This window comes from Pseudidiomarina salinarum (genome assembly GCF_000753715.1).
Classification (GTDB): domain Bacteria; phylum Pseudomonadota; class Gammaproteobacteria; order Enterobacterales; family Alteromonadaceae; genus Pseudidiomarina; species Pseudidiomarina salinarum.
In genome coordinates, this window is the sequence record NZ_JPER01000003.1 from 125,372 (window position 1) to 151,078 (window position 25,707).

Genomic DNA, 25,707 nt, shown 5'->3' on the forward strand with positions numbered 1-25,707 from the left:
GTGCAAATTTATTGCGCAATCTTCAGCCGGTTGCGGCCCTGAGTCTTGGCCTTGCCCATAGCCGCATCGGCGGCTTCCAGCACCTCATCCCAGCTCTGCCCCGGCTTATGCTGAGCTACGCCCGCACTAGCGGTAACTGTAGTCATCATGGTTTTTACTGAAAAAGGTTCATGACGAATGCGGTTCAGCACTTCACTGCCGATCTCAGCAGCTTCATTCAGGGAAGTGCCCGCTAACAGCACGGTAAATTCAGCGCCCCGGCTGCGAACAATTATTGCCTTGTCACCTACGGTTTGCCGAATACGGCTAACCGTCTCCTGCAGCACCCGGTCGCCGAACATATAGCCGTACTTGTCGTTTACCGACTGAAAGGAATCAAGGTCAAGCACCATCACCGATAGCGGCTGTTTGCGGCGGATAGCCTTGGTTATTGCTTGCTGCAGCAGGTCGGCAAGATGATCACGGTTATAGCAACCGGTCAGGGTGTCCGTCGCGGTGGCTTGATCCAGGTTGCGCTGCAGGCGCGCCATTAATATCAGAAAAACTGCTCCGACTCCGATCAGCACCAACATAGATAAAGCGATACGCCAGGCGTAATCGAACGGTAGAAACCAATATGTGACCGCGGCAAAGAGCGCATAAATCAACATAATAACCAGTACAAAGATGGCTTTATCAAACATGAAGAAAACCATCGCCAGTACGGGGTACATCCAGTACACGCCGAGAACGCCAGTCTGACGCATCGAAATACTCACCAGCAAACCCAGCGCGCAGATAAATAAAAAATTAAGCCATTGGGGGGCTAACTTGTCACGATAAATATAGCCAGCGACCAGAAACGCCAGGCCGGTTAACAGTAAAGCAGAGGCACCGATAAATTTCTGATCGGTAAAATAGAATGCAGCCATCACCACCATTACCAGGCCAACACCAAAATAGATAAGCCGCATGGCATTCAGCCGGAATTGCTGCCAGAGGCTGTGTTCTGATGATGTTTTATCCATATGCAATGAATTCATGGTCGTCATCCGGTCAGGCTAGTGGTTGCGCCAAGGAGCGTCTTGCCAGTTATCACGTTGTCGCTCCGTTTAAACTATAACCTACAACTGTGAATAGCAACTCGTTTGCGGCACAATAGACAACTATTAATTGAACACGTAAAGGATTCAAACCTATGCTACTTAAAGCAGCCGACAGCCTGCTGGTTATTGTCGATGTCCAGGAGCGTCTGGCGCCGGTCATCCACCAGCGTGATCAACTTATTGCGCGGATGCGCTGGTTGGGTGAAATAGCCAATGAACTGCACGTGCCGGTAGTCGTCACTGAACAATATCCAAAAGGTCTTGGTATCAGTGTTAGCGAACTTGCCGGGGTAATTGAAAATGCCCGGGTGGTTGAGAAAATCCATTTTAGCGCCGTGCAGGAACCACATTTTATGGACGCGCTGGACGAGATCAAACCCAAGCAGGTCATCCTTATGGGCATGGAGGTGCATGTCTGTATTTTACAGACAGCTGTTGAACTGCAGCAGCGCGGCTATCAGGTCTATGTGGTAGAGGATGCGGTCGGCTCGCGGCGGCCAAGCGATAAAGAAACCGCCTTAGCACGACTACGTCAGGCCGGCGTTTGCGTTATTTCTTCGGAAATGGCCGCTTATGAATGGCTACATCGGGGTGCGACAGATCAGTTCCGACATATCACCAAGAACTGGATTCGGGGTTAGGGCTCCCGTCATAGAGAGCGTTAATAAAAGTTTAATTGACAATAAGCTGTTCTCGCGTATACTAATTGTCGCTAGAAAAATTCGGCTGTTTGATTGTGGTCTGTTACGAAGTCTATTGCTGTACCTCGTTTTGTAAGTCCCAAGTAATACACGTATTTTTATTAGCAATACCCTAGATTTTCACATGCAATACGAGGAATTCACAGCATGTCTACAGTAACTGGTAAAGTAAAATTCTTTAACGAAGCTAAAGGCTTCGGTTTCATCGAGCAAGAACAAGGCGCAGACGTATTTGTACATTTCAGTGCAATCCAGTCTGACGGCTTCAAAACTCTGGCTGAAGGCCAGCAAGTTCAGTTCACTATCGCTCAAGGTCCTAAAGGCCCACAAGCAGAAAACGTAGTACCTATGTAATTACTGCATAAGGTGCTCGCGTTAAGCGAACTCTTTATCGAAAAAGCCGCTCACTGAGCGGCTTTTTTTTATTCCTTTTTCTTAGTCTGCCGCCGTTCGGCAGCTTTCTGCTCAGCATTAATAAAATCCACATCATCGAGCTCGACTTCAGGTAGTTTTTCACAAACGTCCCCACCTAACTCGTTGACAGCCTTACATAAGTCGCTGACCTTTTGATCCAGTACGTGAACATGATCCAGCATACGACCCATAGCGGTCGCCACCGGATCCGGATTATCGGCCGAAATCGCATAGGCATCGAAGCCATAGGCTTTAGCCATTTCTTCACGCCGCTTCACCGCTTCTTTATCCTGCGGGGAACTGGCCACGCGCGCCGGAATTCCCATTACCGTGGTATTTGCGGGTACCGCTTTCACAACCACAGCATTGGAACCAATCCGGGCATTTTCTCCTACTTCAATTGGCCCCAGAACTTTGGCTCCGGCACCAATCACCACGCCGTTTTTCAGCGTGGGATGGCGCTTACCGCCATCCCAGCTGGTGCCACCCAGGGTCACGCCATGGTAAATGGTGACATCATCGCCAATCTCGGCTGTTTCGCCAATGACCACTCCCATGCCGTGATCGATAAAGAACCGGCGGCCAATGCGGGCGCCGGGATGGATTTCTACGCCAGTAAACCAGCGGGATATAGTCGAGATAAAGCGCGCCAGCCAGTACCAGCGCCAGGTCCATAATTTATGGCTCAACCGGTGAAACCATACGGCGTGCAGCCCCGGATAGGTGGTCAGCACCTCGAAGGCGTTGCGGGCGGCCGGATCCCGGTTAAATACACTTTTTATATCTTCGCGAATGCGTGTAAACATCTATCGTCTTACCATCAGATCAAGGTTTCTGTGGTCTAGTATATCAATTTACGTGCTATAGCGTTAATTCACCTTGAATATCAGTCAGGCTGCCAGCAGTTGGCTTGATCTCGCAACTAATAGCAGCGTAAGGTGAACCTATCATTAACCAATAACAGAGAAGACAGCATTATGCGTAAATTACTAGGTATTGCCGTTATTGCGGCCTGTACGCACAGCGCCCAGGCTGACACCTTAGTCTATGCCGGCACCCTGATTGATGGCACCGCCAATGGGCCGCAGCAAAACATGACGCTGATCATTGATGGCGCGCACATTGTCGCGGTGGAAAAAGGCTTCCGTAAAGCCGAGGCTGGCGATGTCATCATTGACCGCCGCTCGGGCACCGTCATGCCGGGCTTTATTGATATGCACACGCACCTGACCTCACAAATGGCGCGCGGCAGCTACATCGAAAGGTATACCAAGAACGCCGCCGACGTAACGCTGGACTCCGTTTACTATGCCGAGAAAACCCTGTTAGCGGGCTTTACCACGGTACGTGACCTTGGTGACTCGTTTAATGCCAGTATCTCGCTGCGTAACGCCGTCAATGCCGGAAAGGTAACAGGCCCACGCATTTTTACTGCCGGTAAATCAATTGCCACCACCGGCGGCCATGCCGATCCTACCAATGGCGCCCGTGAAGGACTTTACGACTCGCCTACCCCGGCTGAGGGCGTCGCTAACGGCCCCTACGAGGCTCGTCAGGCCGTGCGTGAGCGCTATCAGGATGGTTCTGACTTAATCAAGCTGACCGTCACAGGCGGCGTATTGAGCATGGCAAAAAGCGGCCAGAACCCTCAGTTTATGATGGACGAGCTGGAAGCCGTAGTTGCTGCCGCCAAAGATTACGGTATGAAAGTAACCGTGCATGCCCATGGTAAAGAAGGCATGCTGCGCGCAATTAAGGCGGGTGTGCATTCCATTGAGCATGGCACCTACATGGATACCGAAGTTATGGACGCCATGAAAGCTAAAGGCGTCTACTACGTGCCGACTATTACTGCCGGCCAGTCAGTGGCTGAACGAGCTAAAATTGATGGCTATTTTCCGGAAATTGTACGGCCCAAAGCTGCCGCTATCGGTCCTTTGATCCAGAACACTTTTGCTGAAGCATACAAAGCTGGCGTAAAAATCGCCTTTGGTACCGACGCCGGTGTATTTGACCACGGTGAGAACTATCGTGAGTTTATCTACATGGTCGAGGCTGGGATGCCACCGCTCACCGCTATCCGCAGCGCAACGGCCGAAGCCGCCGCGCTGTTAGGTGTTACCGATATTGGTACGCTTGAAGTAGGAAAGCGGGCCGACGTGGTTGCGGTAACCGGTGACCCGTTAAAAGATATTACCCTGTTGAGCGCGGTTGACCTGGTCATCAAAGACGGTCTGGTCTATAAAAACTAAGCTTTATCTTCCCTGAAATCTTCGCGCAGCTGGCGGACGTCTTTTAAAATGGCGTCCTTCAGCTCGCGCTCATAGCCTTCCCGTTCTTCATCCATGCGCCGGATTTCCTTTTTCGGAAACTGCTTGCGGGCATCATGCGTTGGCATGTGCTTAATCCGCTCATACATCTGATGCAGCGCCGGGTATTTGGCCGCATAGTCCGGTTTTTCCGGCTCAGCGCGATGATCAAGTAATACCACAATGCGCAGCGCGCCCTCAGAGAAGTCACACTGACCTTGCTCCATGGCCCGGGCGAGGGTGGTGACGCTTTCATCAAGGCTGGTGTTGCGCTTGGTCATGGCTTCCTGACGGCGGCGTTGCTGCTGATGCAGACGTGCCAGCAGACGCCCGGCAATGAACGCCAGTACTACAATAACGGCTATTGCCGCACCAATGACAATCCAGCCCCACAGGGGTATCGCGTAATCAGTCATCGTCTTCCCATTCATCATCGTCATTCACATCAATACCAAGCTGCCCAGCTAACTGACTGAAGCGCTCAGTACGCTCATCCACATAGCGCAGATCGGCATCGCTTAGCTCTTCTTCCTGATCCAACCGCTCGAGCAAGGATTGCAGCCGCGGATCATTTTCCAGCGCCTGCAGTTCGGCAAAGGCGGCTTCTTCATCAAAGGCCTTCTGCTTTGGCTTTGGTGTTACTGCTGCAGTTACCGACGACACCAGTTCGACTGGCTTCTTGCTGCCAATCCGCGGGTCTTGCTGACTTTTCTGGCTGGCTGATAACTTACGCCGGGTAGCTTCAGAAAGTTCATTCATGCGGCTGCCAGGCTTCCGTCCTTTACCAGGGGTGACCTTACTAGCCGTAGGCGTCCGGTCTAATTCTGATTTAGGCTTTTGTGATGCGGCCAGTGGGCCGGTCTTGCGGGTTTTCTTACGACGGGTCATAAACTATCCAGTTTAAGGGGCTTTACTGAATAATAGTCTACCTGAGTGCGGGGGCAAATAAAAAGGCGATGTCTCCATCGCCCAATATTTATTCTCTCTTCACAAAAGCGCACATGCGATTATGTTGAGAACGGTTGTCATATCTTCCCTGTTGTTAAATTATAACGTCCCTGAACTTTTCTTATTATTGTTATTATTTTTTAAGCGCATTAACCGAGCTTTGTTGTTATTAGTCTGCTTGGTTAAAAAAGGCCTCCTGGCCATGTTGTTATTCCCTGGATTAAAGCCTTGAAACGCCGCCGTGGCGGCTTTCGATGGCATTCAGACTACTGAATCCGAATTTTTTATCAATGATTTTTATGATCTATTAAAAAAGTTTCTTATAACCTTTTTGTTTAAGCTATGGTTTATAACGTCTTTTCTTTACTATTTCTTTAACAAAAATAAAAAAAGGCAGCCCTGACTGCTGCCTTTTTAACCAGGCTTACGCCCGGCTGTATCGTGCTTTCTTCTTAATACAACCCTTGCAGGTAGCGGGACAGCATTTCAATATCCTGGTCGGTCAGCTTCGCCGCGACATCGCGCATCATACCATTCGGGTCATTAGCGCGCTCACCAGAGCGGAACATTTCCAGCTGCTGCCGGGTGTAGTTGGCATGCTGGCCAGAGACATCAGGAAACTTCGCCAATCCCATGCCATCACCACGCGGTCCGTGACAGGCTGAACATGATGGAATATTGCGCTCGGCATCACCGCCTCGATAAAGCGGCTGGGCATAGGCGACTGATTCTTCAGTGGCGGTGCCTATTTCAGGATCTTGCGCAGCAAAATAAACCGCAAGGTCAGCCAGTTCCTGCTCATTAAACGCGGCAACCTGCCCCTGCATAATGGCGTTCGCCCGGCCTTCTTCACCATTGGTGGCGGCGGCGAGCTGATAATCAAGCAGCTGCTTCAGAAGGTAAGGCGCATGCTGGCCAGCAATTTTCGGATACATATCAGACGGTGAATTACCGCTGGGCCCATGGCATGCAGCACAAACAGCAGCCAGCTCCTGGCCTCTGTCTGCGTCACCTTCAACGGTGTTGGCGTTAGCGGTCAGGCCCGTATATAAACCAATATATAGCGCAACAAACAATGCGACTTTTTTCATAAGCGATATCTCTGCTCTGGATTTGGTAACAAAGGCTATTTTACACAAAACTTGTGCGGATTAAACGTCTAATCATGATACTATTGGGTTTCAGTCAACGCTATGCATGTCTATGAACACCACATTAAACTTTCAGCCAACACAATTTGTCACCAGCGCCGCCACTATTTCGCAGCTACCCGCTGACGATGGCGTCGAAATTGCCTTTGCCGGTCGCTCAAACGCCGGTAAGTCAAGCGCGCTCAATACCCTGACCCGGCAGAACAGTCTGGCCCGCACCAGTAAAACACCTGGCCGGACCCAGCTCATTAATGTCTTTGAAGTCGCGCCGGGTAAACGCCTGATCGATCTGCCCGGCTATGGCTATGCCAAAGTGCCGCTGGAAGTAAAAGAAAAATGGCAGCGCGCACTCAGTGAGTACCTGCAAAAGCGCGAGTCGCTTAAAGGCCTGGTAGTATTAATGGATATCCGCCACCCTTACCGTGAAGTCGACCAGGAGCTACTGCACTGGGCAACGGATTCAGCCATTCCGGTACTGGTACTGCTGACGAAGGCCGACAAACTCAAGCCTGGTGCGCGTAAAACCACCTTGCTACAGGCCCGGGAAGCCGCGCTGGTATTTGGCGGTGACGTGCGCGTTGAAATGTTCTCCTCATTAACTAAGATTGGCTTGCCACAAGCTGAAACCATTATCTCGGACTGGCTGAACCAGCCGGTTGCTGATCCAGAACCAGGCGATGACGCTGAATAGTGAGGTACAGCCCTTACGGGCGTGGTTATTACTACTTCTACTGGCATTGATCTGGGGCAGCTCCTTCCTGCTCATCAAAAAAGGCCTACTCAGTTTTACCCCCGATCAGCTGGCTGCTATTCGTATAGCTTCGGCCGGTTTCGTACTCTTACCCTTTATTCTGCGTCGTTTTGCGCTGGTACAGCGGCACCACTGGCCGAAACTCATCTGTGTTGGCCTGGTGGGGAGTTTTATTCCCGCGTTTTTATTCGCCTTCGCGCAAACCGAACTGCCCAGCGGTGTTACCGGCGTACTCAATACCTTTACGCCATTGGCAACCCTGATTATCGGGGTCTTCCTGTTCCGGCAGCGGGCTCGTCTGCAACAGTGGTTGGGCGTTATTATTGGCCTCGGCGGCACCATCTTGCTGGTTACCGCCAGCACCGGCGGCGGCTTTGAGTTTAATAGGTACGGGCTGCTGATTATTCTGGCCACCATTTGTTACGGCCTGAACCTGAACCTGATCAAACATCATATTCCTGATCTGGGCGCCTTGACCATTACCGGCGTGTCTTTGTTTCTGGTGGCTCCGCCAGCCGCGCTTTATTTATTTTTCGCCACGCCTTTTACCGAGCAATTCGCCGATCCGCAATTTGCTTTTGCGCTAACGGCTATTCTGATTCTGGGCATCATTGGCACGGCGGCGGCGCTTATCATATTTAATACGCTGGTGAAGATGACCAATACCACTTTTACCAGTTCGGTGACCTATCTCATCCCGATTGTCGCCTTATTGCTCGGCGTACTGGATGGCGAGCCGTTTCTGGTTCAGCATGGCATGGGCATGGGGGCGATACTCAGTGGCGTGTGGATTGCCAACCGCCGAAAAAGAAAAAGCCCGGCAAAAGCCGGGCAAAAGTTCTAACAATCCAGGGAGAGAACATCTATGAAAGGAAATAACAAACGAACTTGATACTTCTCGTTTAATGCGCCTTTCAATAAATCAGACTAAGCGTCATTACAAAAGTTCATAATTTTTTCTATTTTTCGATAAGTCCCTGATTTTTAGTGTGCTTCATCCCAGTTATCGCCCACACCGACATCGGCGATCAGTGGCACATCAAGCTTAGCAGCCTGTTCCATCACGTTTACCAACCGGGTTTTCAGTTCCTCAACCCGATTTTCCCTGACCTCAAACACCAGCTCATCGTGTACCTGCATGATCATCCAGACATCATCGTTGCTGATGTGGTCGCGCAGATAGTCCGACACAGCAATCATGGCGTACTTGATGATATCGGCCGCAGTGCCCTGCATCGGCGCGTTAATCGCGGCCCGCTCTGCCCCTTTGCGCCGCGCCCCATTGGATGAACGAATTTCAGGCAGCTGCAGCCGCCGGCCAAACAGCGTTTCGACATAACCATCGCGTTTGGCCTGGGTGCGGGTATCTTCCATATATCGGAGCACGCCCGGGAAACGCTCAAAATACTTATCCATATATAACTGCGCTTCATGGCGCGGAATATCCAGTTGCCGCGCCAGACCAAACGCCGACATGCCGTAAATCAGCCCAAAGTTCACTGCCTTGGCGCGCCGCCGCTGCTCGCTGCTGACGTCCTCAAGCGGTACGCCGAAAACTTCTGACGCGGTGGCGGCGTGGATATCGCGGCCTTTGGAGAAAGCTTCAACTAAATTTGGATCCTGTGACAGATGGGCCATGATCCGCAGTTCGATCTGACTGTAGTCTATCGCCATTATCTTGTAGCCCTCGGGCGCAGTGAAGGCTTTGCGCACCCGCCGTCCGGCTTCGGTGCGGATTGGAATATTCTGCAGGTTGGGGTCGCTTGACGAAAGCCGGCCAGTGGCGGTAACCGCCTGATGATACGACGTGTGGATCCGGTTGGTGCGCGGATTGACCATTTTCGGCAACTTATCGGTATAGGTCGATTTAAGCTTGCTAAGCCCCCGGTGACGCATGATCACATCAGGCAGCGGGTAATCATGGGCGAGCTCAAGCAGAACCTCTTCAGCGGTTGACGGTGCACCTTTTGGCGTCTTTTTCCGGACTGGCAGCAGTAGCTTTTCAAACAGAATCTGCTGCAACTGCTTGGGCGAACCCAGATTGAACTCCTCACCGGCGATGGTATAGGCCTGCTGCTCAAGCTCCTGCAGATCCTTGGCTATTTCGTGGCTTTGGCGGGCCAAAAGTTGAGCGTCAATCTGCACGCCGCGCTGTTCCATATTCACCAGCACCGGAACCAGCGGCAGTTCGATTTCGGTCAGCACTTTCTGCAATGACGGGACGGTACTGACCTCACCCCATAGCTTCTGATGCAGGCGCAGCGCCACGTCAGCATCCTCAGCGGCATAAGGCCCGGCCTGCTCCAGACCGACCTGATTAAAGGTTAGCTGCTTGGCGCCTTTACCCGCGACATCTTCAAAACTGATGGCCCGATGCCCCAGGTAATGCAGGCTCAGGGTATCCATATCATGGCGCGACCCCACGCTGTTAAAGACATAGGAAGCCAACATGGTGTCGTTGGCAATGCCGTTCAGGTGAATGTCATAGCGACGCAGGATATGGCTGTCATATTTAAGATTCTGGCCGATTTTGCCGGGCTTTTCGGCTTCAAGCAATGGTTTCAGCAGTGCCAGTACCTTGCTCCGGTCAAGCTGATCCGGCGCGCCCGGATAGTCATGGGCTACAGGCACATAGGCCGCCTTGCCAGGCTTGATGGCAAAGGACACGCCAACCAGTTCAGCCTCCATATAATTGAGGCTGGTGGTTTCCGTATCAAAGGAAAAGTAATCCGCGTCTTTCAGCTGCTCCAGCCAATCGTTCAACGCCGCTTCAGTGGTGATCACCTGATAGTCGTCATGAGCAATAGCGTCTTCCTCGGTTGGTGCCGCTGGTGCTTCACTGCTACGCCGCACACCCGCGTCGGACGCGGGACCCTGCTCCAGCACCTCAGCCAGCCAGCGCCGGAATTCGCATTGCTTGTACAATTCAATCAGTTGCCCCTGATCCGCCGGTTCGATTTGCAGCTGATCGGGGGTAAAGTCGAGTTCAACATTCAGTTTTATCGTCGCCAGCTCCCGTGACAACAACAGGATCTCTTCATGTTCGCGGATCTTATCCGGCATGGTTTTCGCCCCGCGAAAACTTAGTTCCGCCAGCGCCTCCGGATTCTCCAGCATCGCGTCAATACTGCCCATGCCCTGCAACATCGCCAGCGCGGTTTTTTCGCCCACTTTCGGCAGACCGGGGATGTTATCCGAGCTATCACCCATCAGCGCCAGCAGATCAATAATCTGCGACGGTTTTACGCCAAACTTATTCTGCACGCCTGCGGTATCAAGCAGAGTATCGGTCATGGTATTGATCAGCATCACATTACCGTTGACCAGCTGCGCCATGTCTTTGTCGCCGGTGCTGATCAGGGTAAAACGGCCTTCATCGCCAGCTTGCTGTGCCAGCGTACCAATCACGTCGTCGGCTTCGACGCCGTCAATACACAGCAGCGGCAAGCCCAAAGCTTTAATGATTTTATGCAGCGGCTCGATTTGCTGACGCAGATCATCCGGCATCGGCGGCCGGTTACTTTTATATTCAGTGTACATTTCATTACGGAAGGTCGGTCCCTTGGCGTCAAATACCACGGCCATATGGGTGGGCCCGTATTTTTTAAGCAGACTGCGCAACATATTGACCACTCCGTAGATCGCGCCCGTCGGCTCGCCTGCTGAATTCGTCAGATGCGGCGGAGCGTAAAAAGCGCGAAAAAGATACGAGGATCCATCAACCAGGATGAATGGATTTTCTGGTACAGATGCGGTCATAGTTGGCCTGCTGCTTTGGTTAAACTTAGTAAGTAATTAGGATGCCACAGCCGCGGCTTGCAAGCCAGTCAAGGACCTGACAAGGAATGTGGATAAGCTGTGGATATGTCTGTGTGCAACAGGAAATCTCACCAGGGAAAGATCGGAGATCTCTGGTGGATGTGATTTTGTATCACGTTGTTTTTCAAGGAATTAATACTCAGAATATTCCATGACAGCTTTGTTTTTTTATTTTGTGTCAGTTGTGGAAACTGAACGAAGCGAGCACGTAAATGAATCCCTGTGTTGCTTCCGGTTACTCCCTCAACCAGCCACCAACTTTATCACAACAGGTCGCGATTACCAGCTTTGATCTCAGATTTTTTAGAACGTTTTTGACCTGAGTTATCGATCGTATAGACGCAAAAGTAATCAAACCAGTACTTGAATTTGATTATGCTCAGCGTCACACTGGGCTGGCGTTAAATTCGTTTTAGGCCTACTCTGAGGATAGTCAAAGTCCTATGGATGTTTCACCAATGAAGCTAACAAGAGAAGAGCTACAACAACTCGAAGATTTTGAGCGGCGCCGTATTGCTCTGAATCAGTCCGAGTGGTGGGAGCGCTTGTCCATGGATCAAAAGTTTGGTGTCTACCAGCTACAGAAGTTTGGTTATGACTTAGCCTTTATCCGCAATAACCCGGACAATGGCCCTATTGCCGTGGTACGTCGTGGCGTTGAGTTTGCCACTGTGGATAGCGAAGGGGACGTCGATCTCAACCCGGATATCGTTATTCGCGACTAGGTTATTCGCAGCGCGCTAACGATTTAGCAAATCCCGCCGGATCTTCGCCAGTACTGGTGCGGTGTCAGGCTCTAATCCACCATGCCAGATTGAAAAAGCTACCCCGGCCTGTTCCACCAGCATACCCAGACCGTCGCGTATTTCCCCTGCGCCAGCCTGCGCCGCTTCCTGCAAAAAGGCTGTTGGCCGGCCACTGTACATCATGTCGTACACGCAAGCCGCTGACCCCAGCACCTCTTTTGGCAGCTGCAGCTTTGCGCCAGTCAGCGACGCGCTGGTGGCATTCACGATCAGGTAAGGTTCAGCCAGGGGTTGCAGGTCACGAGCTCCGACAATCTTTAGTGGATATTGAGGGAAATCACCCGCTAATTGCCCGGCCCGGGCCCGGGTCCGGTTCACCAGAGTAATTTGTTTCACGCCGGCATTCATCAGCGCTGGCAGCACGCCTCGCGCCGCGCCGCCGGCGCCCAGCAGAATAACCTCAAGCCCTGACAGGCGCACTCCTGCCGTCTGTAAATCGCGAACCAATCCCAGGCCGTCGGTATTATCACCCAGTAGTTGGCCCTGCCCCAGCGGCACCAGCGTATTGACCGCACCAGCTTCACGGGCGCGTTCACTCAGATGCGTGGCAACCTGCACGGCGGCTTCTTTAAATGGCAGCGTGACGTTCGCCCCGGCACCGCCGGTGCGGAAAAAGCGTGACACCGTTGCCGCAAACTGGCCAGGCGAGCATAAGCTGCGCGTGTAACTATTCGTCAGCTGAAACTGAGCGGCAAATAACGCATGAATTTGTGGCGACAGGCTGTGTGCGATTGGATTACCAAATACCGTAAATAAAGCCATGTCAGTTACCTCCTGTGCGCCAGGTTAAAGTTCATTAAGCCAGTCGCGGGGCCGCAGAAAATCACGATACAATCGGGCCTCCGGCGATCCGGGTTCAGGCTGGTAGCCGTATTCCCAGCGCGCCAGCGGTGGCATCGACATCAGTATTGACTCGGTCCGGCCGCCGGTCTGCAAACCAAACAAGGTGCCCCGGTCCCAAACCAGATTAAATTCAACATAACGGCCGCGCCGGTACAGCTGGAATTCACGCTCGCGCTCGCCATAGGGGGTATCTTTACGCCGCCGCACAATGGGCAGATAGGCATCAAGATATGCATCCCCAACCGCGCGCATAATGGCAAAACATTCATCAAAGCCACGATCATTGAGGTCATCAAAGAACAGACCACCCACCCCGCGGGTTTCATTGCGATGCTTTAACCAGAAGTAGTCATCACACCAGGTTTTGAAAGCCGGATATAAGTCCGGCCCAAACGGCGCCAGCGCATCGGCAGCTACCTGATGCCAGAGCTTTACGTCTTCTTCAAACGGATAGAAAGGCGTTAAGTCAAAGCCGCCACCAAACCACCAGACCGGGTCAGCGCCCTCTTTTTCGGCAATGAAAAAACGTACATTGGCATGACTGGTCGGGATATAGGGATTATGCGGATGCATAACCAGCGACACCCCGCAGGCATTAAAATTGCGCCCCGCCAGTTCAGGCCGGTGGGCAGTGGCTGAGGCCGGCATCTGCTCGCCAAACACATGAGAGTAGCCCACGCCGCCCTGCTCCAGCACCTTGCCATCACGCAGGATCCTTGAACGTCCGCCACCGCCGCCTTCGCGCTGCCAGCTTTCTTCTTCAAAGCTGCGGCCGCCGTCCGCCTCCGCCAGGGCTGTGCAGATGCGATCCTGTAGATCGGTTAAATAGGTGTTCACCTGTTCCAGCATTTCATTGTGCATACTTAGTCCCGGAAAATTTTTGAGTTCAGGGGGTCGATGATTTTGGTCGGCCGGGTTGCCCCGCCCGTTGGCGCGTCCATTACCCAGGCTATTTTATCGCCAAAGGCTTCGCGCACATCTTCAGCCCGCACTAACGGCGGCTGCCCGCTATAGTTGGCGCTGGTGGACACAATCGGGCTGTTCAGTGCCCGGCATAACTGCCGCGCTGGCTCGTGGGCCGTTACCCGTACCGCTATTTGTTCAAAGTCACCCCGCAACCAGCGCGGCACATGCGCCGCCGCTGGCAATAACAACGTGACGGGGCCAGGCCACTGCGAAAATACACTGAATCGTTTGTCCTGAGGTATTGCCAGATCATCAACAAAAGAAACCAGTTGACTGTAATCGGCCGCCAGCAGAATAAGCCCCTTCTCTACGGGCCGCTGTTTAAGCTCCAGCAGTTTCTCCACCGCCGCCTGATTGCGCGGATCACAACCCAGACCATAGACCGCCTCGGTCGGATAGGCTAATAGCTCGCCTTGCTGAAACGCGTCACGTGCAGCCTGCCAATCCATGAAGTACTCCTGAATAATCGCTGAAAAATTACGAAATTGATGACTTATACTCGCACTCTGCCTGCGCGCAAACCATGCGCTCACCAGCGGCGGTACGTTTTTTCAGTAGCAGTGCATAGCCGCACAGCGGGCATGATTCTGCTACCGGAGGAAGATTAACGGAAAACTTGCAGGCTGGGTACTGATCGCAGGCATAAAAGGAGTTACCGAAGCGGCTGGTTTTCTGTACCAGCTTACCGGCTTTGCATTCGGGACAAGCGACATCGGTGCCGGGATCAAAATCAGCCGCCGTCATATAGTCACAGTCAGGATAACCGCTGCAGCCAACATAAAGGCCATAACGGCCTTTTTTAAGCTGCAGCTCACGCTCACACCGGGGACAGGGAACGCCCAGTGGTTGTGGTTCAAGAAAGTTATCGGCGGTCATTTAATGCAGCAGACCTTCCGGCTCCTCAAACAGTAAGCCTTCCATCTGATCATAAGCGTCTTCGCGTCCGGGTACATTAAACAGTACCATCAGCACCACCCACTTGAGATCATCCAGGGTAAATTGCGGCGTATCCAGTTCCATTACCCGGTCAATAACCATTTCGCGGGTAGCGAAATCCAATACACCCAGATTCTCCAGATACATCAGAAAGCCCCGGCTGTCGCAATCCAGTCGAGCGGCTTCTTCTGCGGTGTAAATACGGATAGCACTGTTCGGCGAACGATTTAAATAGGGTTTAGTCTGGCTGTCCTGTAGCTCAGCCAGCCGCTCTAACCACGCCAGAGCTTTGAGAATTTCCTGCCGGTGAAAACCTGCCCGGGTCAGTTCATCCGTCAACTCATCGTGATCAACCACTACTTCCATGTCCGAATGAATATAATTCTCGAACAGGTACATGAGGATATCAAACATCGTTAGCGCCTCCCCATCTTTATGTAACCACCGGCTACTGAGACGATGTGCCCCTCTAATTCGAGCAGTACCAGCTGCTCTGTCACGATCGCGACCGGTAGTCCGCTCCGTGCTATTATCGTATCAACAGAGGTCGTCTCATTGCCCACATTAGCCAACAATTTCAGGTTTGCCAAGCTTCCACTACATTTATTTTCTGTGCCATCACTGGTATGTATGGGCGATGGCGCAAAATTCAACTCTTCGAGTATCTCAGTGACTGCCGTTACCAGGGTTGCGCCCTCTCTGATCAGCTGGTGACAGCCCGCCATGGCCGGGTCCCAGACCGAGCCGGGAAGCGCGAATACCGTGCGATTATGCTCAGCTGCCAGCCGGGCGGTAATGAGCGAGCCACTCTGCCGTTGCGCCTCAATCACCAGAATACCCTGACTAAGGCCGCTCAGAATGCGATTGCGTCTGGGAAAATGGTCGCGGCGCGCGGTCATACCCGGCGGAAATTCGCTGACCAGCAGCCCGCCCTGGGCGATCTGTTGCTGCAGTTGCCGGTTGCGGGGCGGATAGTAAATATCAGGCCCGGTGGCAAGTACCGCCAGCGTAGTGCTTTCACTTAACGCGGCCCGGTGCGCAGCGCTGTCGATTCCCAGCGCCAGTCCGCTACTGACGATAATGCCAGCGCGAGCCAGTCCGGTAGCGAAATGACTGGCACTATGCAGGCCCACCGGACTGGCTTTGCGACTCCCGACAATGCCTAGCTGGGGACGGTTCAGTAATTCGGGATCGCCATGCACAAATAAGGCTAAAGGCGGTTGGGGGATTTCTCTTAGCGGAGCCGGATAGTCCGGGCTAAACCAGTCGATCAGATGGTGATGGGGCTGGTGAAGCCAGTTGTGGCTGCGTTCGAGATCCGCCGGCCGGACCATGGGCTGGTCAGATAGCAGTCGGCGGGCCGCTGACCAGCTACTTTGCCGCTGGATTTTGCGCTGTAGGCGGGCGGGTGCCCGCAACGCCTGTAATACAACAGATAGTTCGTCAGCATCCATGCTGATGTGCTCTCCATGCTCTTATCAGAAATCAGTTAATCGAGGTATTTAGGTACGTAGTAGTCGCCTACTTTGAGCCATTCTTCCGAACCCACCACCATCGCGTAGCTTGAGTGGTCATTCACCTCAATAACCAGTAACTCAGCAGTGACTTTTGCCGGCAGCTGTTTGGTTTCGCGCCATAACCGCGACAAGTCATCTGAGGGTTTGTAACGGTTAACCGCTCGTGGCCGTTCACCGCCGGTGAAGACAATAATGCCCGGCCTTACCGCCTGATACATCTGCCCGATTTCGACACCGTCTGCGGTACCACGATCGAGCACCACCACATCAAATTTCCCCTGTTCCAGTCGTTCATTCAGGGCGGCGACAATATAACCGTCAATTTCAGCACCGCTCTGCGGCACGATCATCTCCGGTAACTTCACCCTGTCCGGGCTAAGTAGTACGTCGCCCCGGCGAACTTCCCGCTGCAGATTAGCCAGTTCAGCTTCCCACAGATCGCCCTGCTGCATCGTCACGCGGGCGTTGGCCACATAGCGCACCAGCTGTTCGCCCTGCAGCGACGTAAACGGGGTAAATACCCGGTAAGGACCAGGCTCCACATCACCCTGGACAAATACCGGCGCCATGCCGTTCACCCGTGGCGCACCACGATTATCACCGAGGATTTTCGGCGCTTGCTCGAATTCCGCGACGCTCATTACCCGGTGTTCGGTCAGGTAGGACGCAAGCTGCTCCCGTGAAAACATCGGAATAGCCTGATCCTTCGGCTTTATCTCGCCATCTGGCAGCAGCGTCTTCTGTTGCTTACGTACCAGTTGCGGCCGGCCGTCCCGCCAGATCAAATAAAGCCGGTCACCCGGATAAATCAGGTGTGGGTTGGCAATGTCTTCATTCACGCGCCAGAGTTCCGGCCACAGCCAGGGATCATTCAGAAATAACTCGGAAATATGCCACAGGGTATCCCCCTTCTTAACGACATATTCCTGCGGCGCGCCTTCGCGAAGACGCAGCACATCGCCACTTGTCTCAGCGATACCCGGTGCACTGAGTAAAAAACCGATTAACGCAATCGGTAGAAATCGCCACCCGACCATGTTGAGCTCCATTGTAAATCCGTGTGTTCATCACCAAATTACGTTAAAATTACCCAATATGAAACTAGCGAATTACAAGTTATGACTAAATTGACTATTTTAGAATACCCTGATGAGCGTTTACGCACCATGGCTCAGCCTATTGAGGCTGTTGACGATGCCCTACGCGCAACCATTGATGATATGTTCGAAACCATGTACGACGCCAGTGGGGTTGGCCTTGCGGCCACCCAGGTGGATGTGCACAGACGTCTGTTCATTGCTGACTGCAGCGAAGATCAGAGCGAACCTCTGGTGTTTATCAACCCTGAGATTACAGAAAAATCAGGAGAGTTCGCCAACGAAGAGGGCTGCCTGTCGTTTCCCGGGGTCTACGCAAAAGTGGAGCGGGCTTCAAACATCAAGGTGCAGGCGCAGGATCGTCATGGCGAGACCTTTACACTAAATGCTGAAGGTCTGCTGGCTATTTGTATCCAGCACGAAATTGACCATCTGAATGGCAAACTATTTGTGGATTACCTGTCGCCGCTGAAACGTGACCGGATCCGCAAGAAACTTGAGAAAGAAGCCCGTCAACGCGCTGAGTAAAGCCATGCGACTAATTTTTGCCGGAACACCCGATTTTGCTGCGCGTCATCTGGCGGCTCTGCTCAATGAGCCAGCGTTTGAGGTTGTTGCTGTTTACACCCAGCCGGATCGCCCTGCCGGGCGCGGTAAAAAGCTCCAGCCAAGTGCCGTAAAACAGTTGGCGCTGGCTCATGACTTGCCAGTAGAGCAGCCACCTACCCTTAAATCAGCAGAGGCCCAGGCCCGCCTAGCGAGCTGGCAGGCTGATGTCATGGTGGTCGTGGCTTATGGCTTGATCCTGCCACAGGCGGTGCTCGATATTCCCCGGCTGGCCTGCGTTAATGTTCACGGCTCCTTATTACCCCGCTGGCGCGGTGCCGCGCCAATCCAGCGCGCAATCTGGGCGGGCGACCCGGAAACCGGGGTCGCGATTATGCTGATGGCCGCTGGCCTGGATACCGGTCCGGTATTGCTGGAGCAGCGCTTGCCGATAAGCCCGGATGACACCTCGGCGAGCGTTTATGAAAAGCTGGCCCAACTTGGCCCGGAAGCCTTGCTCGAATGCCTGCATAAACTGCCTGATTATCTTGCCGGAGCCCAACCACAACCCGAAGATCAGGTGAGCTACGCCCATAAGCTGACCAAAGAAGAAGCAGAATTAGACTGGCAACAGCCAGCGGCCGTGCTGGAACGCTGGGTGCGGGCCTTTAATCCCTGGCCAGTCTGCTGGCTGCAGCCCCCCGGGCATGAGGTGGTCAAGGTCTGGTCGGCAATGGTGGTGCCGGGTGAGCATGGCGCCGCACCAGGAACCATTATCAGCGCCGATAAGCAGGGTATTGTCATACAAACAGCAGACCAGGCACTGGCGATCACACAACTGCAGCCCCCGGGGAAAAAACAAATGTCCGCCGCCGATTTTCTGAATAGCCGCAGCGACTGGCTGCAACCTGGAATGCAGCTAACCGCAACGGGAGTTCATTAAGATGGCGACGCCGCATAGTGCCGGAGCCGGCAGTCGTGCGGCGGCTGCCCAGGCATTGTTTATGGTGCTCGAGCAGGGTCGTTCGCTGAGCCAGGCATTGCCGCTGGTCACCAGTTCACTTAGCGGTCGCGACCGCGCCCTGTGCCAGACGCTTTGCTACGGCGTGCTGCGATTTTTACCCCAGCTTAATTTTGTTATCTCCCACTTGCTTGCCAAGCCGCTTAAGAAAGACTTAGCAATTCTGCACTCCTTACTGCTAGTGGGTACTTACCAACTTATATTTCTGCGGACCTCCGATCATGCCGCGATCTCAGCGACCGTAGAAGCCGCGTCGCTACTTCAGCGCAGCCGGCAGAAAGGTTTAATCAACGGGGTATTGCGTAATGTGCAGCGCCAGCGCGAACAGCTTGAAGCAGCGCTGGCCAGTCATGATGAACTACAACATAACCACCCGCGCTGGCTGGCTGATCTCATTCGCAGCCATTATGGACCGGAACAGGCAGAAGCCATTTTTTCGGCCAATAATCAGCAGGCGCCGATGTGGTTACGCATCAATGAACAGCGCACTGACCGGGCGCAATATCTGGCCCGCCTTGCCGAAGCCGACATCGGTTACCATGATGAATCACCGCTTAGCTCCGCCATTCAGCTGGTGCAACCGGTCGATGTACAGCGTTTACCAGGCTTCGCCGAGGGGATGGTTTCAGTACAGGACCTTGCTGCTCAGCACGCCGCCTGGCTACTTAACGCGGCTGCCGGAGAGCGGGTGCTCGATTGTTGCGCGGCACCAGGCGGAAAGACTGCGCATATCCTCGAGCGGCAACCTGACTGCACCCTGATTGCTGTGGATAGTGATGCAACGCGTTTACAGCGGGTGCATGACAACCTCCAGCGACTGCAACTCAACGCCGAGGTGATCAATGGCGACGCTATGCAGCCCGACAACTGGTGGAACGGCGAGCACTTTGATCGTATTTTGCTGGACGCCCCCTGCTCTGCTACCGGCGTTATTCGCCGCCATCCCGATATAAAGTGGTTGCGGCGCAGTCAGGACATCGCCGTGCTGGCGCAGCTACAGGCAGATATTCTGGATACCATGTGGTCATTACTGAAACCCGGTGGTACGCTGCTATACGCGACCTGTTCGATACTACCGGCTGAAAATTCAGAACAAATAGCAGCCTTTATGAAGCGCCATGATGATGCCCGGCAAGTTGCTGTAGCGCCGACAGGATCACCAGACTGGCAATGGTTGCCCGGCGAACATGCCGGCGATGGATTCTATTACGCAAAACTGGAAAAGCGCACATGAAAATTATCATTCTGGGTGGCGGCCATGTCGGTGGCACCCTGGCGGAAAATCTGGTCAATGAAGATAACGATATTACTGTCATTGACCGGGATCCTGCGGTATTAAGCGAGCTCGCTTCCAGCCATGATATCCGGACCGTTGAGGGCGACGCTTCGCACCCGCGGGTATTACGCAACGCCGGTTGTGAAGACGCCGACATGATCATCGCGGTAACGCCCAGCGATGAAACCAATATGCTGGCCTGCCAGATCGCCTATACCCTGTTCAGAACCCCCAAGCGGATTGCCCGTATTCGCTCTGAAGAATATATCGACTTCAAAGACCAGCTGTTCCATAAAGACGACATGCCGGTCGATCACCTGATCTCGCCGGAACAGCAGGTTACGCTTTATATCAAACGTCTGGTTGATTATCCCGGCGCGTTGCAGGTAATGGAATTTGCCGGCGGTCGTGCCAGCCTGGTGGCGGTAAAGGCCTACTATGGCGGCCGTCTGGTTGGCCATGCGATTTCCTCGCTGAAAGATCACATGCCTGATATCGATACCCGGGTCGCTGCCATCTTCCGCAAAGGTCAAGCGATTAAGCCGATGGGTACCACCATCATTGAAGCCGGTGACGAAGTCTTTTTCATTACCGATACCCGTCATGTGCGTACGGTTATGGAAGAGATGCAACGACTGGAACACCAGTATCGCCGCATCATGATTGCCGGCGGCGGCAATATTGGCGCGGGACTGGCACGGCTGCTGGAGTCTGATCATCAAATCAAACTCATCGAGCAAAACCATGCACGCGCCGAAAAGCTTAACGAAAGCCTACGGAAAACCACAATTTTACAGGGTGACGCCTCGGATAAACGGCTGTTGATTGAAGAGCATATTGAAGATATCGACGTATTTATTGCTGTGACGAATGATGATGAAGCCAATATCATGGCGGCCATGCTGGCGAAAAAACTCGGCGCCAAGAAAACCATGGTGCTGATTCAGCGGCAGGCATACGTGGATCTGGTGCAGGACGATATTGTCGATATCGCCATTTCACCTCAGCGCGCGACGGTTTCTGCCCTGCTCGCACTGATTCGCAAAGGCGACATCGTGAACGCCTACTCGCTTCGTAAAGGTGCTGCCGAAGCCATCGAAGCTATTGCGCACGGTGATGAGAAAACGTCAAAAGTTATTGGCAAAGCCATTAGCGAAATCAAGCTGCCGCCTGGCACCACTATTGGTGCGATAGTCCGGGGTAACGAAGTGCTGATTGCCCACGATGACACGATTTTGCACGCCGATGATCACGTGATTCTGTTTCTGGTGGATAAAAAATATATCCGCGAAGTCGAGCGCCTGTTCCAGCCAAGCGCCCTGTTCTTCTAAGCGAACGCTCTGGTCAGGAGCGCCAGAAGGTCGGCGTGAGCAACACCAGAATAGTGAAGACTTCGAGCCGGCCAAACAGCATGGCGATAACCAGCAGCCACTTAGCTGTATCCGGAATGTCTGAATAGTTAGCCGCGACATCGCCCAAACCCGGCCCCAGGTTATTGAGGCAGGCCGCTGTTGCCGAGAAGGCGGTCAGATCGTCCATTCCGGTGGCCAGTAAGCCCAGCATAATCACCACAAATACCAGCGCGTAAGCGGCGAAGAAACCCCATACGGCTTCGACCACCCTCGGCGCCAGAATCCGTTGCCCGAGCTTCACTGTATACACACCTGCCGGATGTACCAGCCGGTTCAGTTCACGCACACCCTGACGAAACAGCAAGAGTACGCGGACGACCTTGAGGCCACCCGCTGTAGAGCTTGCACAGCCACCGATAAAGCTGGCAAAAACCAGCAGGATGGGAAGAAACAGTGGCCATGCCGAAAAGTTCGTCGTGGCAAAACCCGCCGTTGTACTAATGGATACAGCCTGGAACATGGCCTGGTTAAAAGCTGTGCCCACATCGCTGAATATATTGTGAAGCAGTACGGTGGCAAAGACGATCAAAACCAGCGCCAACTGAATCAGCAAGAACGCTCTTACTTCGGGGTCATTCCAGTAACTACGGGCAGTACGGCCGGTAAGCGACGCATAGTGAACGGCAAAATTCATTGATGACAGCAACAGGAAAACGACACAGATGGTATTAATCGTACTGCTGTCAAAATAGCCCATACTAGCGTCGTAGGTACTGAAGCCACCCACCGCAATAGTTGAAAATGAATGGCCGATGGCGTCAAACCAGCTCATGCCGGCCAGTTTGTAAGCAATGGCGCAGGCCGCGGTCAGGGCCACATAGATGTACCAGAGATGTTTGGCCGTATCGGCGATTCGCGGGGTGAGTTTGGCGTCTTTTAGTGGGCCGGGGATCTCGGTGCGATAGAGCTGCATACCACCAATACCCAGCATCGGCAGAATAGCCACGGCTAGCACGATAATCCCCATGCCCCCCAACCACTGCAATTGCTGGCGATAGAATAAGATACTATGCGGCAAGTGCTCAATGCCCTGGATAACGGTAGCACCCGTAGTGGTCAACCCCGAAAACGATTCAAACACCGCATCGGTTACGGACAACGGCAGCTCCTCGGCGAACCAAAGCGGCATAAAGCCAACCATGCCCAGCACCGTCCAGAACAACACGGTCAGTAAGAAGCCGTCGCGCACTTTAAGATCCGTAGTCTGATGCCGGTTGGGATACCACACCACAAAACCCAGCAGGATAGATACGGCGAAGGCCAGCATAAATGCCATGCCGCCGCCGTCTTCGTAGATCACAGCGACCACTGCGGGCGGCAGCAGCGTGGCACTAAATAAACAAATCAACAGACCTAGAATGCGAAATATTCCGCGTAGACGCACAGTTAATCCCCGGTTTTTATTGTTAGCGCAACCCGCCCCTGGGTCGCGTTTTTTATATCGTTCGCCAACAGAGTAACTGAGTCTGCCACAACTGCGAGCTGCATTGCGACCCGTTCAGAAAATTCCTGTTCCGTAATCTCGGCATTATAGCGCTCCAGTAAATGCTGAATCGCGCTCTGGTCTGCATAATCGTAGTGTATTGCAGCGGCTTTGCGTAGTATTTTTTCGCGCAGCGGCAAATCACTGAGCGCGTGGCTCACAGCCTGACTATAGGCCCGCTGCAAACCGCCGGTACCTAACTTCACTCCGCCAAAGTAACGCACCACCACCACTGAAACTTCACCCAGCCCTGAATGCAGAAGTACATTTAACATCGGCCGGCCCGCCGTACCGCTCGGTTCACCGGCATCACTCATCGCGTAACAGCGGCTATCTTCCGGGGCTCCATAAACGGCCGCCGTGCAATAGTGGCTGGCGCCCGGCCAGCGCTGTTGGCATTGCTGTTGGTGGCGAGCGGTCGCGGCAGCAGTGTTAGCATGCTCCACCGAGGCAATAAAACGGCTATTTTTTATTGTCAGCTCGGCGATGACGGGGCTTTTCGGAACATGATAACCGCCCATTTTGCCTAGCGCCCTGCTGCTGCCCGGCTGATCTCCATCGGCATCAGTTCCGCAAACACCGAGGTATCGCCACCACGAAGGTCACGGTAGATCTGCTGATACGCCAGCACGTTTTTTACGTAATCGCGGGTTTCACGGAAGGGAATCGTTTCAATCCAGCGATCGACCGCCATGGGGTCCTCCGGTAACCACTCGTATACCCGGTAAATACCGCCGTTATAAGCTGCGGTGGCGAGCACCCAGTTGTTGCCCAGTCGCCCACGAAGCTCGGCCAGATAGCTGGTACCCAGGCGAATATTGGTCGGCACATGTTGCAACTGTTGGTTACTCAGGGGCTTACGCTCAAGGTATTCGGCGGTGCGCGGCATGATTTGCATCAGGCCGTGGGCGCCGGCCGGTGAATGAGCATCGAAGCGAAAGGCACTTTCGCGGCGCGAAATAGCAAAAGCCCAGTTCGGATCAATGCCAACCCGCTCCGCATAGCTCTCATGATCACTGCGGTAGGCCTGCGGAAAGCGCACATTCACGGCGTCGTATTCGCCCAGCTGTCCGAGCGTAAATATCGCCTGATCATACCAACCCCACTGATGGGCAAGCACCGCCGCCAGCTGTTGCTGCTGTCCATCCAGCTTAGGCAATAGCTGGTTCCACTCACGGCGGGCGGAAAGGTAACGCCCCAACTGAAGAAATTCGTAGGTACGACGGATATCAGCACGCTCACGCAATGCGGCTATCTCTTCGGGTTCGTAGTTGATGGCTTCGCGAGCAAGGCTGTGGGGCTTTTGCAGCCGGGCCGCAGCAAGAAAGCCGTAATAATGACGCTCACGGGCGAGCGCCTGAAAAATAGGTAGTGCCTGCGCTTCGCGACCGGTTTCGGCATAGGCCCGGGCTAACCAGTACTGCCATACCGAATACTGTTGGGTGACTACCGGCATGCGCGGCACAAATTCAATCAACGCCTGCCAGTTCCCGGTGCGTGCCCAGCTGGCCAGCTGCCACTGCAACGACGAATCGTTATGCTCATCCGGTGCCAGCTTTGCCAGCCACTCATCGGCACCCGGATGGTTTTTTGAACTCAGTGCCACGCCAAAACGCTGGTACAGATAAATACGCTGCTCTGCACTTAAGTTTATTGTTGCCGGCAAATTCTGTAACAGGCCGACCGCGCGATCCGGATCCCGCCAAATCAGCCGGCTCAGGCCATAGGTAATAATTTCAGCCTCATGCTCAGGGAAGGCGCCGGTGACATACCGCATATGCCGCACGTTGGCCGGATCGCGGCGAACCCGGTGATAATGATCAGCCAGATAACCCATGGACTCGGGCAGTAGCCGGCCCAGATAAGGGATCAGCGTATGATTGCCGCCTTCCGCCGCCAGTTTCAGGCGCGCCCAGATCAGCTCATTGGTGCGGTGACCGGCCTGCTGCCAGCTCTCCAGCAGGGGATCACAGGCTTTTGGCAAGGAATTGCCGTTCTGCCAGAGATGGTCGACCGCGCGGTAAATAGCGTCTGTAGGAGTAAGTTCGAGATCCAGTTGATAGCGATAATTCAGGCACTGGTTCGCGACGCTGCCTGGCGGCTGGAAATCACGCACAAAACGCGCTTTTTCATCATTGCGGGACAGATAAGTCAGCCAGACTTGCCGTAATTGCCAGTCCATCGGGGTGTTTTTATAGTTATCGAGGAAATTAAGCACCCGCTCTTCATTTGACAGGTAGCCCACTTGCTGCAGGCGTTTTAATTCCAGATATGGGGTCAGCGGATAGTCACCTAGTTGCTGCAGTAACAGCCGGTATTCAGGCAGCCGGCCGCGACTGGCGGCGTATTCGGCTTTAACGAATAACTCGCGCTGCTGGCGCAATAGCTCGGTATCACCAATGAGGGGGTCATCAATGAGCGGCTCGGCCTGACCCAATGGAATCAGGATAACCGTAAAAAACAGCGTACAACTGAAGACAACTTGCTTTAGCATAATTTCAAACGCACGTTTAAATAATCATTGAAAAATGAACCTGATCAGGCCAAACTCTTGTTTGACTACTTACAAGAGACTTTAGCTCATCAGAGCTTGGATGACCTTAGATAGTACCACTTTAACCTAAAG

Annotated in this window: 26 protein-coding genes; 10 read left to right on the forward strand and 16 right to left on the reverse strand. The window is 53.5% G+C overall.

Annotation, left to right across the window (positions count from 1 at the left end; translation table 11 throughout):
- Positions 1-8: 8 nt before the first annotated feature.
- Positions 9-1,022 carry a GGDEF domain-containing protein gene (locus IDSA_RS06850; RefSeq protein ID WP_034775399.1) on the reverse strand — a complete coding sequence of 338 codons (1,014 nt, stop codon included), beginning with the start codon at positions 1,020-1,022 and terminating at the stop codon, positions 9-11.
- Between the two features lie 155 nt (positions 1,023-1,177).
- Between IDSA_RS06850 and IDSA_RS06855 the strand changes: the two genes are divergently transcribed.
- Both IDSA_RS06855 and IDSA_RS06860 read left to right on the forward strand, forming a co-directional pair.
- Complete coding sequence (locus IDSA_RS06855) at positions 1,178-1,726, forward strand: hydrolase (protein WP_034775400.1); 549 nt, start codon at positions 1,178-1,180, stop codon at positions 1,724-1,726.
- 207 nt (positions 1,727-1,933) lie between these two features.
- Positions 1,934-2,140 carry a cold-shock protein gene (locus IDSA_RS06860; RefSeq protein ID WP_034775401.1) on the forward strand — a complete coding sequence of 69 codons (207 nt, stop codon included), beginning with the start codon at positions 1,934-1,936 and terminating at the stop codon, positions 2,138-2,140.
- 68 nt (positions 2,141-2,208) lie between these two features.
- Here IDSA_RS06860 and cysE read toward each other — a convergent pair whose 3' ends face one another.
- The gene (gene cysE / locus IDSA_RS06865) at positions 2,209-3,006 is read right to left on the reverse strand and encodes a serine O-acetyltransferase (protein WP_034775402.1); all 798 of its coding nucleotides are present in this window, start codon (positions 3,004-3,006) and stop codon (positions 2,209-2,211) included.
- A 171-nt stretch (positions 3,007-3,177) separates the two neighbouring features.
- Here cysE and IDSA_RS06870 point away from each other — a divergent pair, with 171 nt between their 5' ends.
- The gene (locus IDSA_RS06870; RefSeq protein ID WP_084694068.1) at positions 3,178-4,452 is read left to right on the forward strand and encodes a metal-dependent hydrolase family protein; all 1,275 of its coding nucleotides are present in this window, start codon (positions 3,178-3,180) and stop codon (positions 4,450-4,452) included.
- On the opposite strand, the gene IDSA_RS06875 is transcribed toward IDSA_RS06870, so the two are convergent.
- The 3 genes from IDSA_RS06875 to IDSA_RS06885 all read right to left on the reverse strand — a co-directional run bounded on the left by IDSA_RS06875 (position 4,449) and on the right by IDSA_RS06885 (position 6,548).
- Complete coding sequence (locus tag IDSA_RS06875) at positions 4,449-4,925, reverse strand: DUF2489 domain-containing protein (protein WP_051986149.1); 477 nt, start codon at positions 4,923-4,925, stop codon at positions 4,449-4,451. The two genes, IDSA_RS06870 and IDSA_RS06875, sit on opposite strands and share 4 nt — an antisense overlap.
- Complete coding sequence (yihI, locus tag IDSA_RS06880; RefSeq protein WP_034775404.1) at positions 4,918-5,397, reverse strand: Der GTPase-activating protein YihI; 480 nt, start codon at positions 5,395-5,397, stop codon at positions 4,918-4,920. Before yihI ends, IDSA_RS06875 begins: the two co-directional genes overlap by 8 nt.
- 512 nt (positions 5,398-5,909) lie before the next feature.
- On the reverse strand, positions 5,910-6,548 hold the full coding sequence (locus tag IDSA_RS06885) for a c-type cytochrome (RefSeq protein ID WP_034775405.1): 639 nt from the start codon (positions 6,546-6,548) through the stop codon (positions 5,910-5,912).
- A 112-nt stretch (positions 6,549-6,660) separates the two neighbouring features.
- Here IDSA_RS06885 and yihA point away from each other — a divergent pair, with 112 nt between their 5' ends.
- Together yihA and IDSA_RS06895 are read left to right on the forward strand one after the other, a co-directional pair.
- Positions 6,661-7,299 (forward strand): ribosome biogenesis GTP-binding protein YihA/YsxC, encoded by a 639-nt coding sequence (gene yihA, locus IDSA_RS06890; protein ID WP_034775406.1) that lies wholly within the window; start codon positions 6,661-6,663, stop codon positions 7,297-7,299.
- Complete coding sequence (locus tag IDSA_RS06895; RefSeq protein ID WP_034775407.1) at positions 7,286-8,203, forward strand: DMT family transporter; 918 nt, start codon at positions 7,286-7,288, stop codon at positions 8,201-8,203. The genes yihA and IDSA_RS06895 overlap by 14 nt, the downstream gene beginning before the upstream one ends.
- Positions 8,204-8,343: 140 nt before the next feature.
- Here IDSA_RS06895 and polA read toward each other — a convergent pair whose 3' ends face one another.
- Positions 8,344-11,118, reverse strand: coding sequence for a DNA polymerase I (gene polA, locus IDSA_RS06900; protein WP_034775408.1), 2,775 nt, complete (start codon positions 11,116-11,118; stop codon positions 8,344-8,346).
- Positions 11,119-11,636: 518 nt separating this feature from the next.
- Between polA and IDSA_RS06905 the strand changes: the two genes are divergently transcribed.
- Positions 11,637-11,903 carry a hypothetical protein gene (locus tag IDSA_RS06905; RefSeq protein ID WP_051986150.1) on the forward strand — a complete coding sequence of 89 codons (267 nt, stop codon included), beginning with the start codon at positions 11,637-11,639 and terminating at the stop codon, positions 11,901-11,903.
- A 15-nt stretch (positions 11,904-11,918) separates the two neighbouring features.
- Here IDSA_RS06905 and aroE read toward each other — a convergent pair whose 3' ends face one another.
- The 7 genes from aroE to IDSA_RS11855 are packed head-to-tail and all read right to left on the reverse strand — an operon-like array spanning position 11,919 to position 17,283.
- Positions 11,919-12,746: a shikimate dehydrogenase gene (aroE, locus tag IDSA_RS06910; RefSeq protein ID WP_034775409.1), complete on the reverse strand. Its 828-nt coding sequence runs from the start codon at positions 12,744-12,746 to the stop codon at positions 11,919-11,921.
- A gap of 24 nt (positions 12,747-12,770) precedes the next feature.
- On the reverse strand, positions 12,771-13,688 hold the full coding sequence (gene hemF / locus IDSA_RS06915; protein ID WP_034775410.1) for an oxygen-dependent coproporphyrinogen oxidase: 918 nt from the start codon (positions 13,686-13,688) through the stop codon (positions 12,771-12,773).
- A gap of 2 nt (positions 13,689-13,690) precedes the next feature.
- The gene (gene tsaC / locus IDSA_RS06920) at positions 13,691-14,242 is read right to left on the reverse strand and encodes an L-threonylcarbamoyladenylate synthase type 1 TsaC (RefSeq protein ID WP_034775413.1); all 552 of its coding nucleotides are present in this window, start codon (positions 14,240-14,242) and stop codon (positions 13,691-13,693) included.
- Positions 14,243-14,270: 28 nt separating this feature from the next.
- Positions 14,271-14,669 carry a DNA topoisomerase family protein gene (locus IDSA_RS06925; RefSeq protein ID WP_051986151.1) on the reverse strand — a complete coding sequence of 133 codons (399 nt, stop codon included), beginning with the start codon at positions 14,667-14,669 and terminating at the stop codon, positions 14,271-14,273.
- Positions 14,670-15,143: a DUF494 family protein gene (locus IDSA_RS06930; protein ID WP_034775415.1), complete on the reverse strand. Its 474-nt coding sequence runs from the start codon at positions 15,141-15,143 to the stop codon at positions 14,670-14,672.
- 2 nt (positions 15,144-15,145) lie between these two features.
- Positions 15,146-16,183: a DNA-processing protein DprA gene (dprA, locus tag IDSA_RS06935; protein ID WP_034775417.1), complete on the reverse strand. Its 1,038-nt coding sequence runs from the start codon at positions 16,181-16,183 to the stop codon at positions 15,146-15,148.
- A 35-nt stretch (positions 16,184-16,218) separates the two neighbouring features.
- On the reverse strand, positions 16,219-17,283 hold the full coding sequence (locus IDSA_RS11855) for a LysM peptidoglycan-binding domain-containing protein (protein WP_157980781.1): 1,065 nt from the start codon (positions 17,281-17,283) through the stop codon (positions 16,219-16,221).
- Between the two features lie 81 nt (positions 17,284-17,364).
- On the opposite strand from IDSA_RS11855, the gene def reads away from it, so the two are divergent.
- The 4 genes from def to trkA are packed head-to-tail and all read left to right on the forward strand — an operon-like array spanning position 17,365 to position 21,517.
- Positions 17,365-17,871: a peptide deformylase gene (gene def, locus IDSA_RS06945; protein ID WP_034775418.1), complete on the forward strand. Its 507-nt coding sequence runs from the start codon at positions 17,365-17,367 to the stop codon at positions 17,869-17,871.
- A gap of 4 nt (positions 17,872-17,875) precedes the next feature.
- Positions 17,876-18,832 (forward strand): methionyl-tRNA formyltransferase, encoded by a 957-nt coding sequence (gene fmt / locus IDSA_RS06950; protein ID WP_126760572.1) that lies wholly within the window; start codon positions 17,876-17,878, stop codon positions 18,830-18,832.
- A 1-nt stretch (position 18,833) separates the two neighbouring features.
- Positions 18,834-20,144 (forward strand): 16S rRNA (cytosine(967)-C(5))-methyltransferase RsmB, encoded by a 1,311-nt coding sequence (rsmB, locus tag IDSA_RS06955; RefSeq protein ID WP_034775420.1) that lies wholly within the window; start codon positions 18,834-18,836, stop codon positions 20,142-20,144.
- Positions 20,141-21,517: a Trk system potassium transporter TrkA gene (gene trkA, locus IDSA_RS06960; protein ID WP_034775422.1), complete on the forward strand. Its 1,377-nt coding sequence runs from the start codon at positions 20,141-20,143 to the stop codon at positions 21,515-21,517. Before rsmB ends, trkA begins: the two co-directional genes overlap by 4 nt.
- Before the next feature lie 13 nt (positions 21,518-21,530).
- On the opposite strand, the gene IDSA_RS06965 is transcribed toward trkA, so the two are convergent.
- From IDSA_RS06965 to IDSA_RS06975, 3 genes are read right to left on the reverse strand one after another with little or no spacing between them, the layout of a single operon-like run.
- Positions 21,531-22,982 (reverse strand): TrkH family potassium uptake protein, encoded by a 1,452-nt coding sequence (locus tag IDSA_RS06965; RefSeq protein WP_034775424.1) that lies wholly within the window; start codon positions 22,980-22,982, stop codon positions 21,531-21,533.
- Between the two features lie 2 nt (positions 22,983-22,984).
- Positions 22,985-23,602: a YigZ family protein gene (locus IDSA_RS06970; RefSeq protein ID WP_034775426.1), complete on the reverse strand. Its 618-nt coding sequence runs from the start codon at positions 23,600-23,602 to the stop codon at positions 22,985-22,987.
- A 5-nt stretch (positions 23,603-23,607) separates the two neighbouring features.
- Positions 23,608-25,575, reverse strand: a complete 1,968-nt coding sequence (locus IDSA_RS06975) for a transglycosylase SLT domain-containing protein (protein ID WP_034775428.1) — start codon at positions 25,573-25,575, stop codon at positions 23,608-23,610.
- Positions 25,576-25,707 lie beyond the last annotated feature (132 nt).

What these genes read in the sequence shown, in the direction of transcription:
- IDSA_RS06850 (WP_034775399.1), bottom strand. Translation starts at nt 1,022, where the DNA reads ATGAATTCATTGCATATGGATAAAACATCATCAGAACACAGCCTCTGG.
- IDSA_RS06855 (WP_034775400.1), top strand. Translation starts at nt 1,178, where the DNA reads ATGCTACTTAAAGCAGCCGACAGCCTGCTGGTTATTGTCGATGTCCAG.
- IDSA_RS06860 (WP_034775401.1), top strand. Translation starts at nt 1,934, where the DNA reads ATGTCTACAGTAACTGGTAAAGTAAAATTCTTTAACGAAGCTAAAGGC.
- cysE (WP_034775402.1), bottom strand. Translation starts at nt 3,006, where the DNA reads ATGTTTACACGCATTCGCGAAGATATAAAAAGTGTATTTAACCGGGAT.
- IDSA_RS06870 (WP_084694068.1), top strand. Translation starts at nt 3,178, where the DNA reads ATGCGTAAATTACTAGGTATTGCCGTTATTGCGGCCTGTACGCACAGC.
- IDSA_RS06875 (WP_051986149.1), bottom strand. Translation starts at nt 4,925, where the DNA reads ATGACTGATTACGCGATACCCCTGTGGGGCTGGATTGTCATTGGTGCG.
- yihI (WP_034775404.1), bottom strand. Translation starts at nt 5,397, where the DNA reads ATGACCCGTCGTAAGAAAACCCGCAAGACCGGCCCACTGGCCGCATCA.
- IDSA_RS06885 (WP_034775405.1), bottom strand. Translation starts at nt 6,548, where the DNA reads ATGAAAAAAGTCGCATTGTTTGTTGCGCTATATATTGGTTTATATACG.
- yihA (WP_034775406.1), top strand. Translation starts at nt 6,661, where the DNA reads ATGAACACCACATTAAACTTTCAGCCAACACAATTTGTCACCAGCGCC.
- IDSA_RS06895 (WP_034775407.1), top strand. Translation starts at nt 7,286, where the DNA reads ATGACGCTGAATAGTGAGGTACAGCCCTTACGGGCGTGGTTATTACTA.
- polA (WP_034775408.1), bottom strand. Translation starts at nt 11,118, where the DNA reads ATGACCGCATCTGTACCAGAAAATCCATTCATCCTGGTTGATGGATCC.
- IDSA_RS06905 (WP_051986150.1), top strand. Translation starts at nt 11,637, where the DNA reads ATGAAGCTAACAAGAGAAGAGCTACAACAACTCGAAGATTTTGAGCGG.
- aroE (WP_034775409.1), bottom strand. Translation starts at nt 12,746, where the DNA reads ATGGCTTTATTTACGGTATTTGGTAATCCAATCGCACACAGCCTGTCG.
- hemF (WP_034775410.1), bottom strand. Translation starts at nt 13,688, where the DNA reads ATGCACAATGAAATGCTGGAACAGGTGAACACCTATTTAACCGATCTA.
- tsaC (WP_034775413.1), bottom strand. Translation starts at nt 14,242, where the DNA reads ATGGATTGGCAGGCTGCACGTGACGCGTTTCAGCAAGGCGAGCTATTA.
- IDSA_RS06925 (WP_051986151.1), bottom strand. Translation starts at nt 14,669, where the DNA reads ATGACCGCCGATAACTTTCTTGAACCACAACCACTGGGCGTTCCCTGT.
- IDSA_RS06930 (WP_034775415.1), bottom strand. Translation starts at nt 15,143, where the DNA reads ATGTTTGATATCCTCATGTACCTGTTCGAGAATTATATTCATTCGGAC.
- dprA (WP_034775417.1), bottom strand. Translation starts at nt 16,183, where the DNA reads ATGGATGCTGACGAACTATCTGTTGTATTACAGGCGTTGCGGGCACCC.
- IDSA_RS11855 (WP_157980781.1), bottom strand. Translation starts at nt 17,283, where the DNA reads ATGGTCGGGTGGCGATTTCTACCGATTGCGTTAATCGGTTTTTTACTC.
- def (WP_034775418.1), top strand. Translation starts at nt 17,365, where the DNA reads ATGACTAAATTGACTATTTTAGAATACCCTGATGAGCGTTTACGCACC.
- fmt (WP_126760572.1), top strand. Translation starts at nt 17,876, where the DNA reads ATGCGACTAATTTTTGCCGGAACACCCGATTTTGCTGCGCGTCATCTG.
- rsmB (WP_034775420.1), top strand. Translation starts at nt 18,834, where the DNA reads ATGGCGACGCCGCATAGTGCCGGAGCCGGCAGTCGTGCGGCGGCTGCC.
- trkA (WP_034775422.1), top strand. Translation starts at nt 20,141, where the DNA reads ATGAAAATTATCATTCTGGGTGGCGGCCATGTCGGTGGCACCCTGGCG.
- IDSA_RS06970 (WP_034775426.1), bottom strand. Translation starts at nt 23,602, where the DNA reads ATGGGCGGTTATCATGTTCCGAAAAGCCCCGTCATCGCCGAGCTGACA.
- IDSA_RS06975 (WP_034775428.1), bottom strand. Translation starts at nt 25,575, where the DNA reads ATGCTAAAGCAAGTTGTCTTCAGTTGTACGCTGTTTTTTACGGTTATC.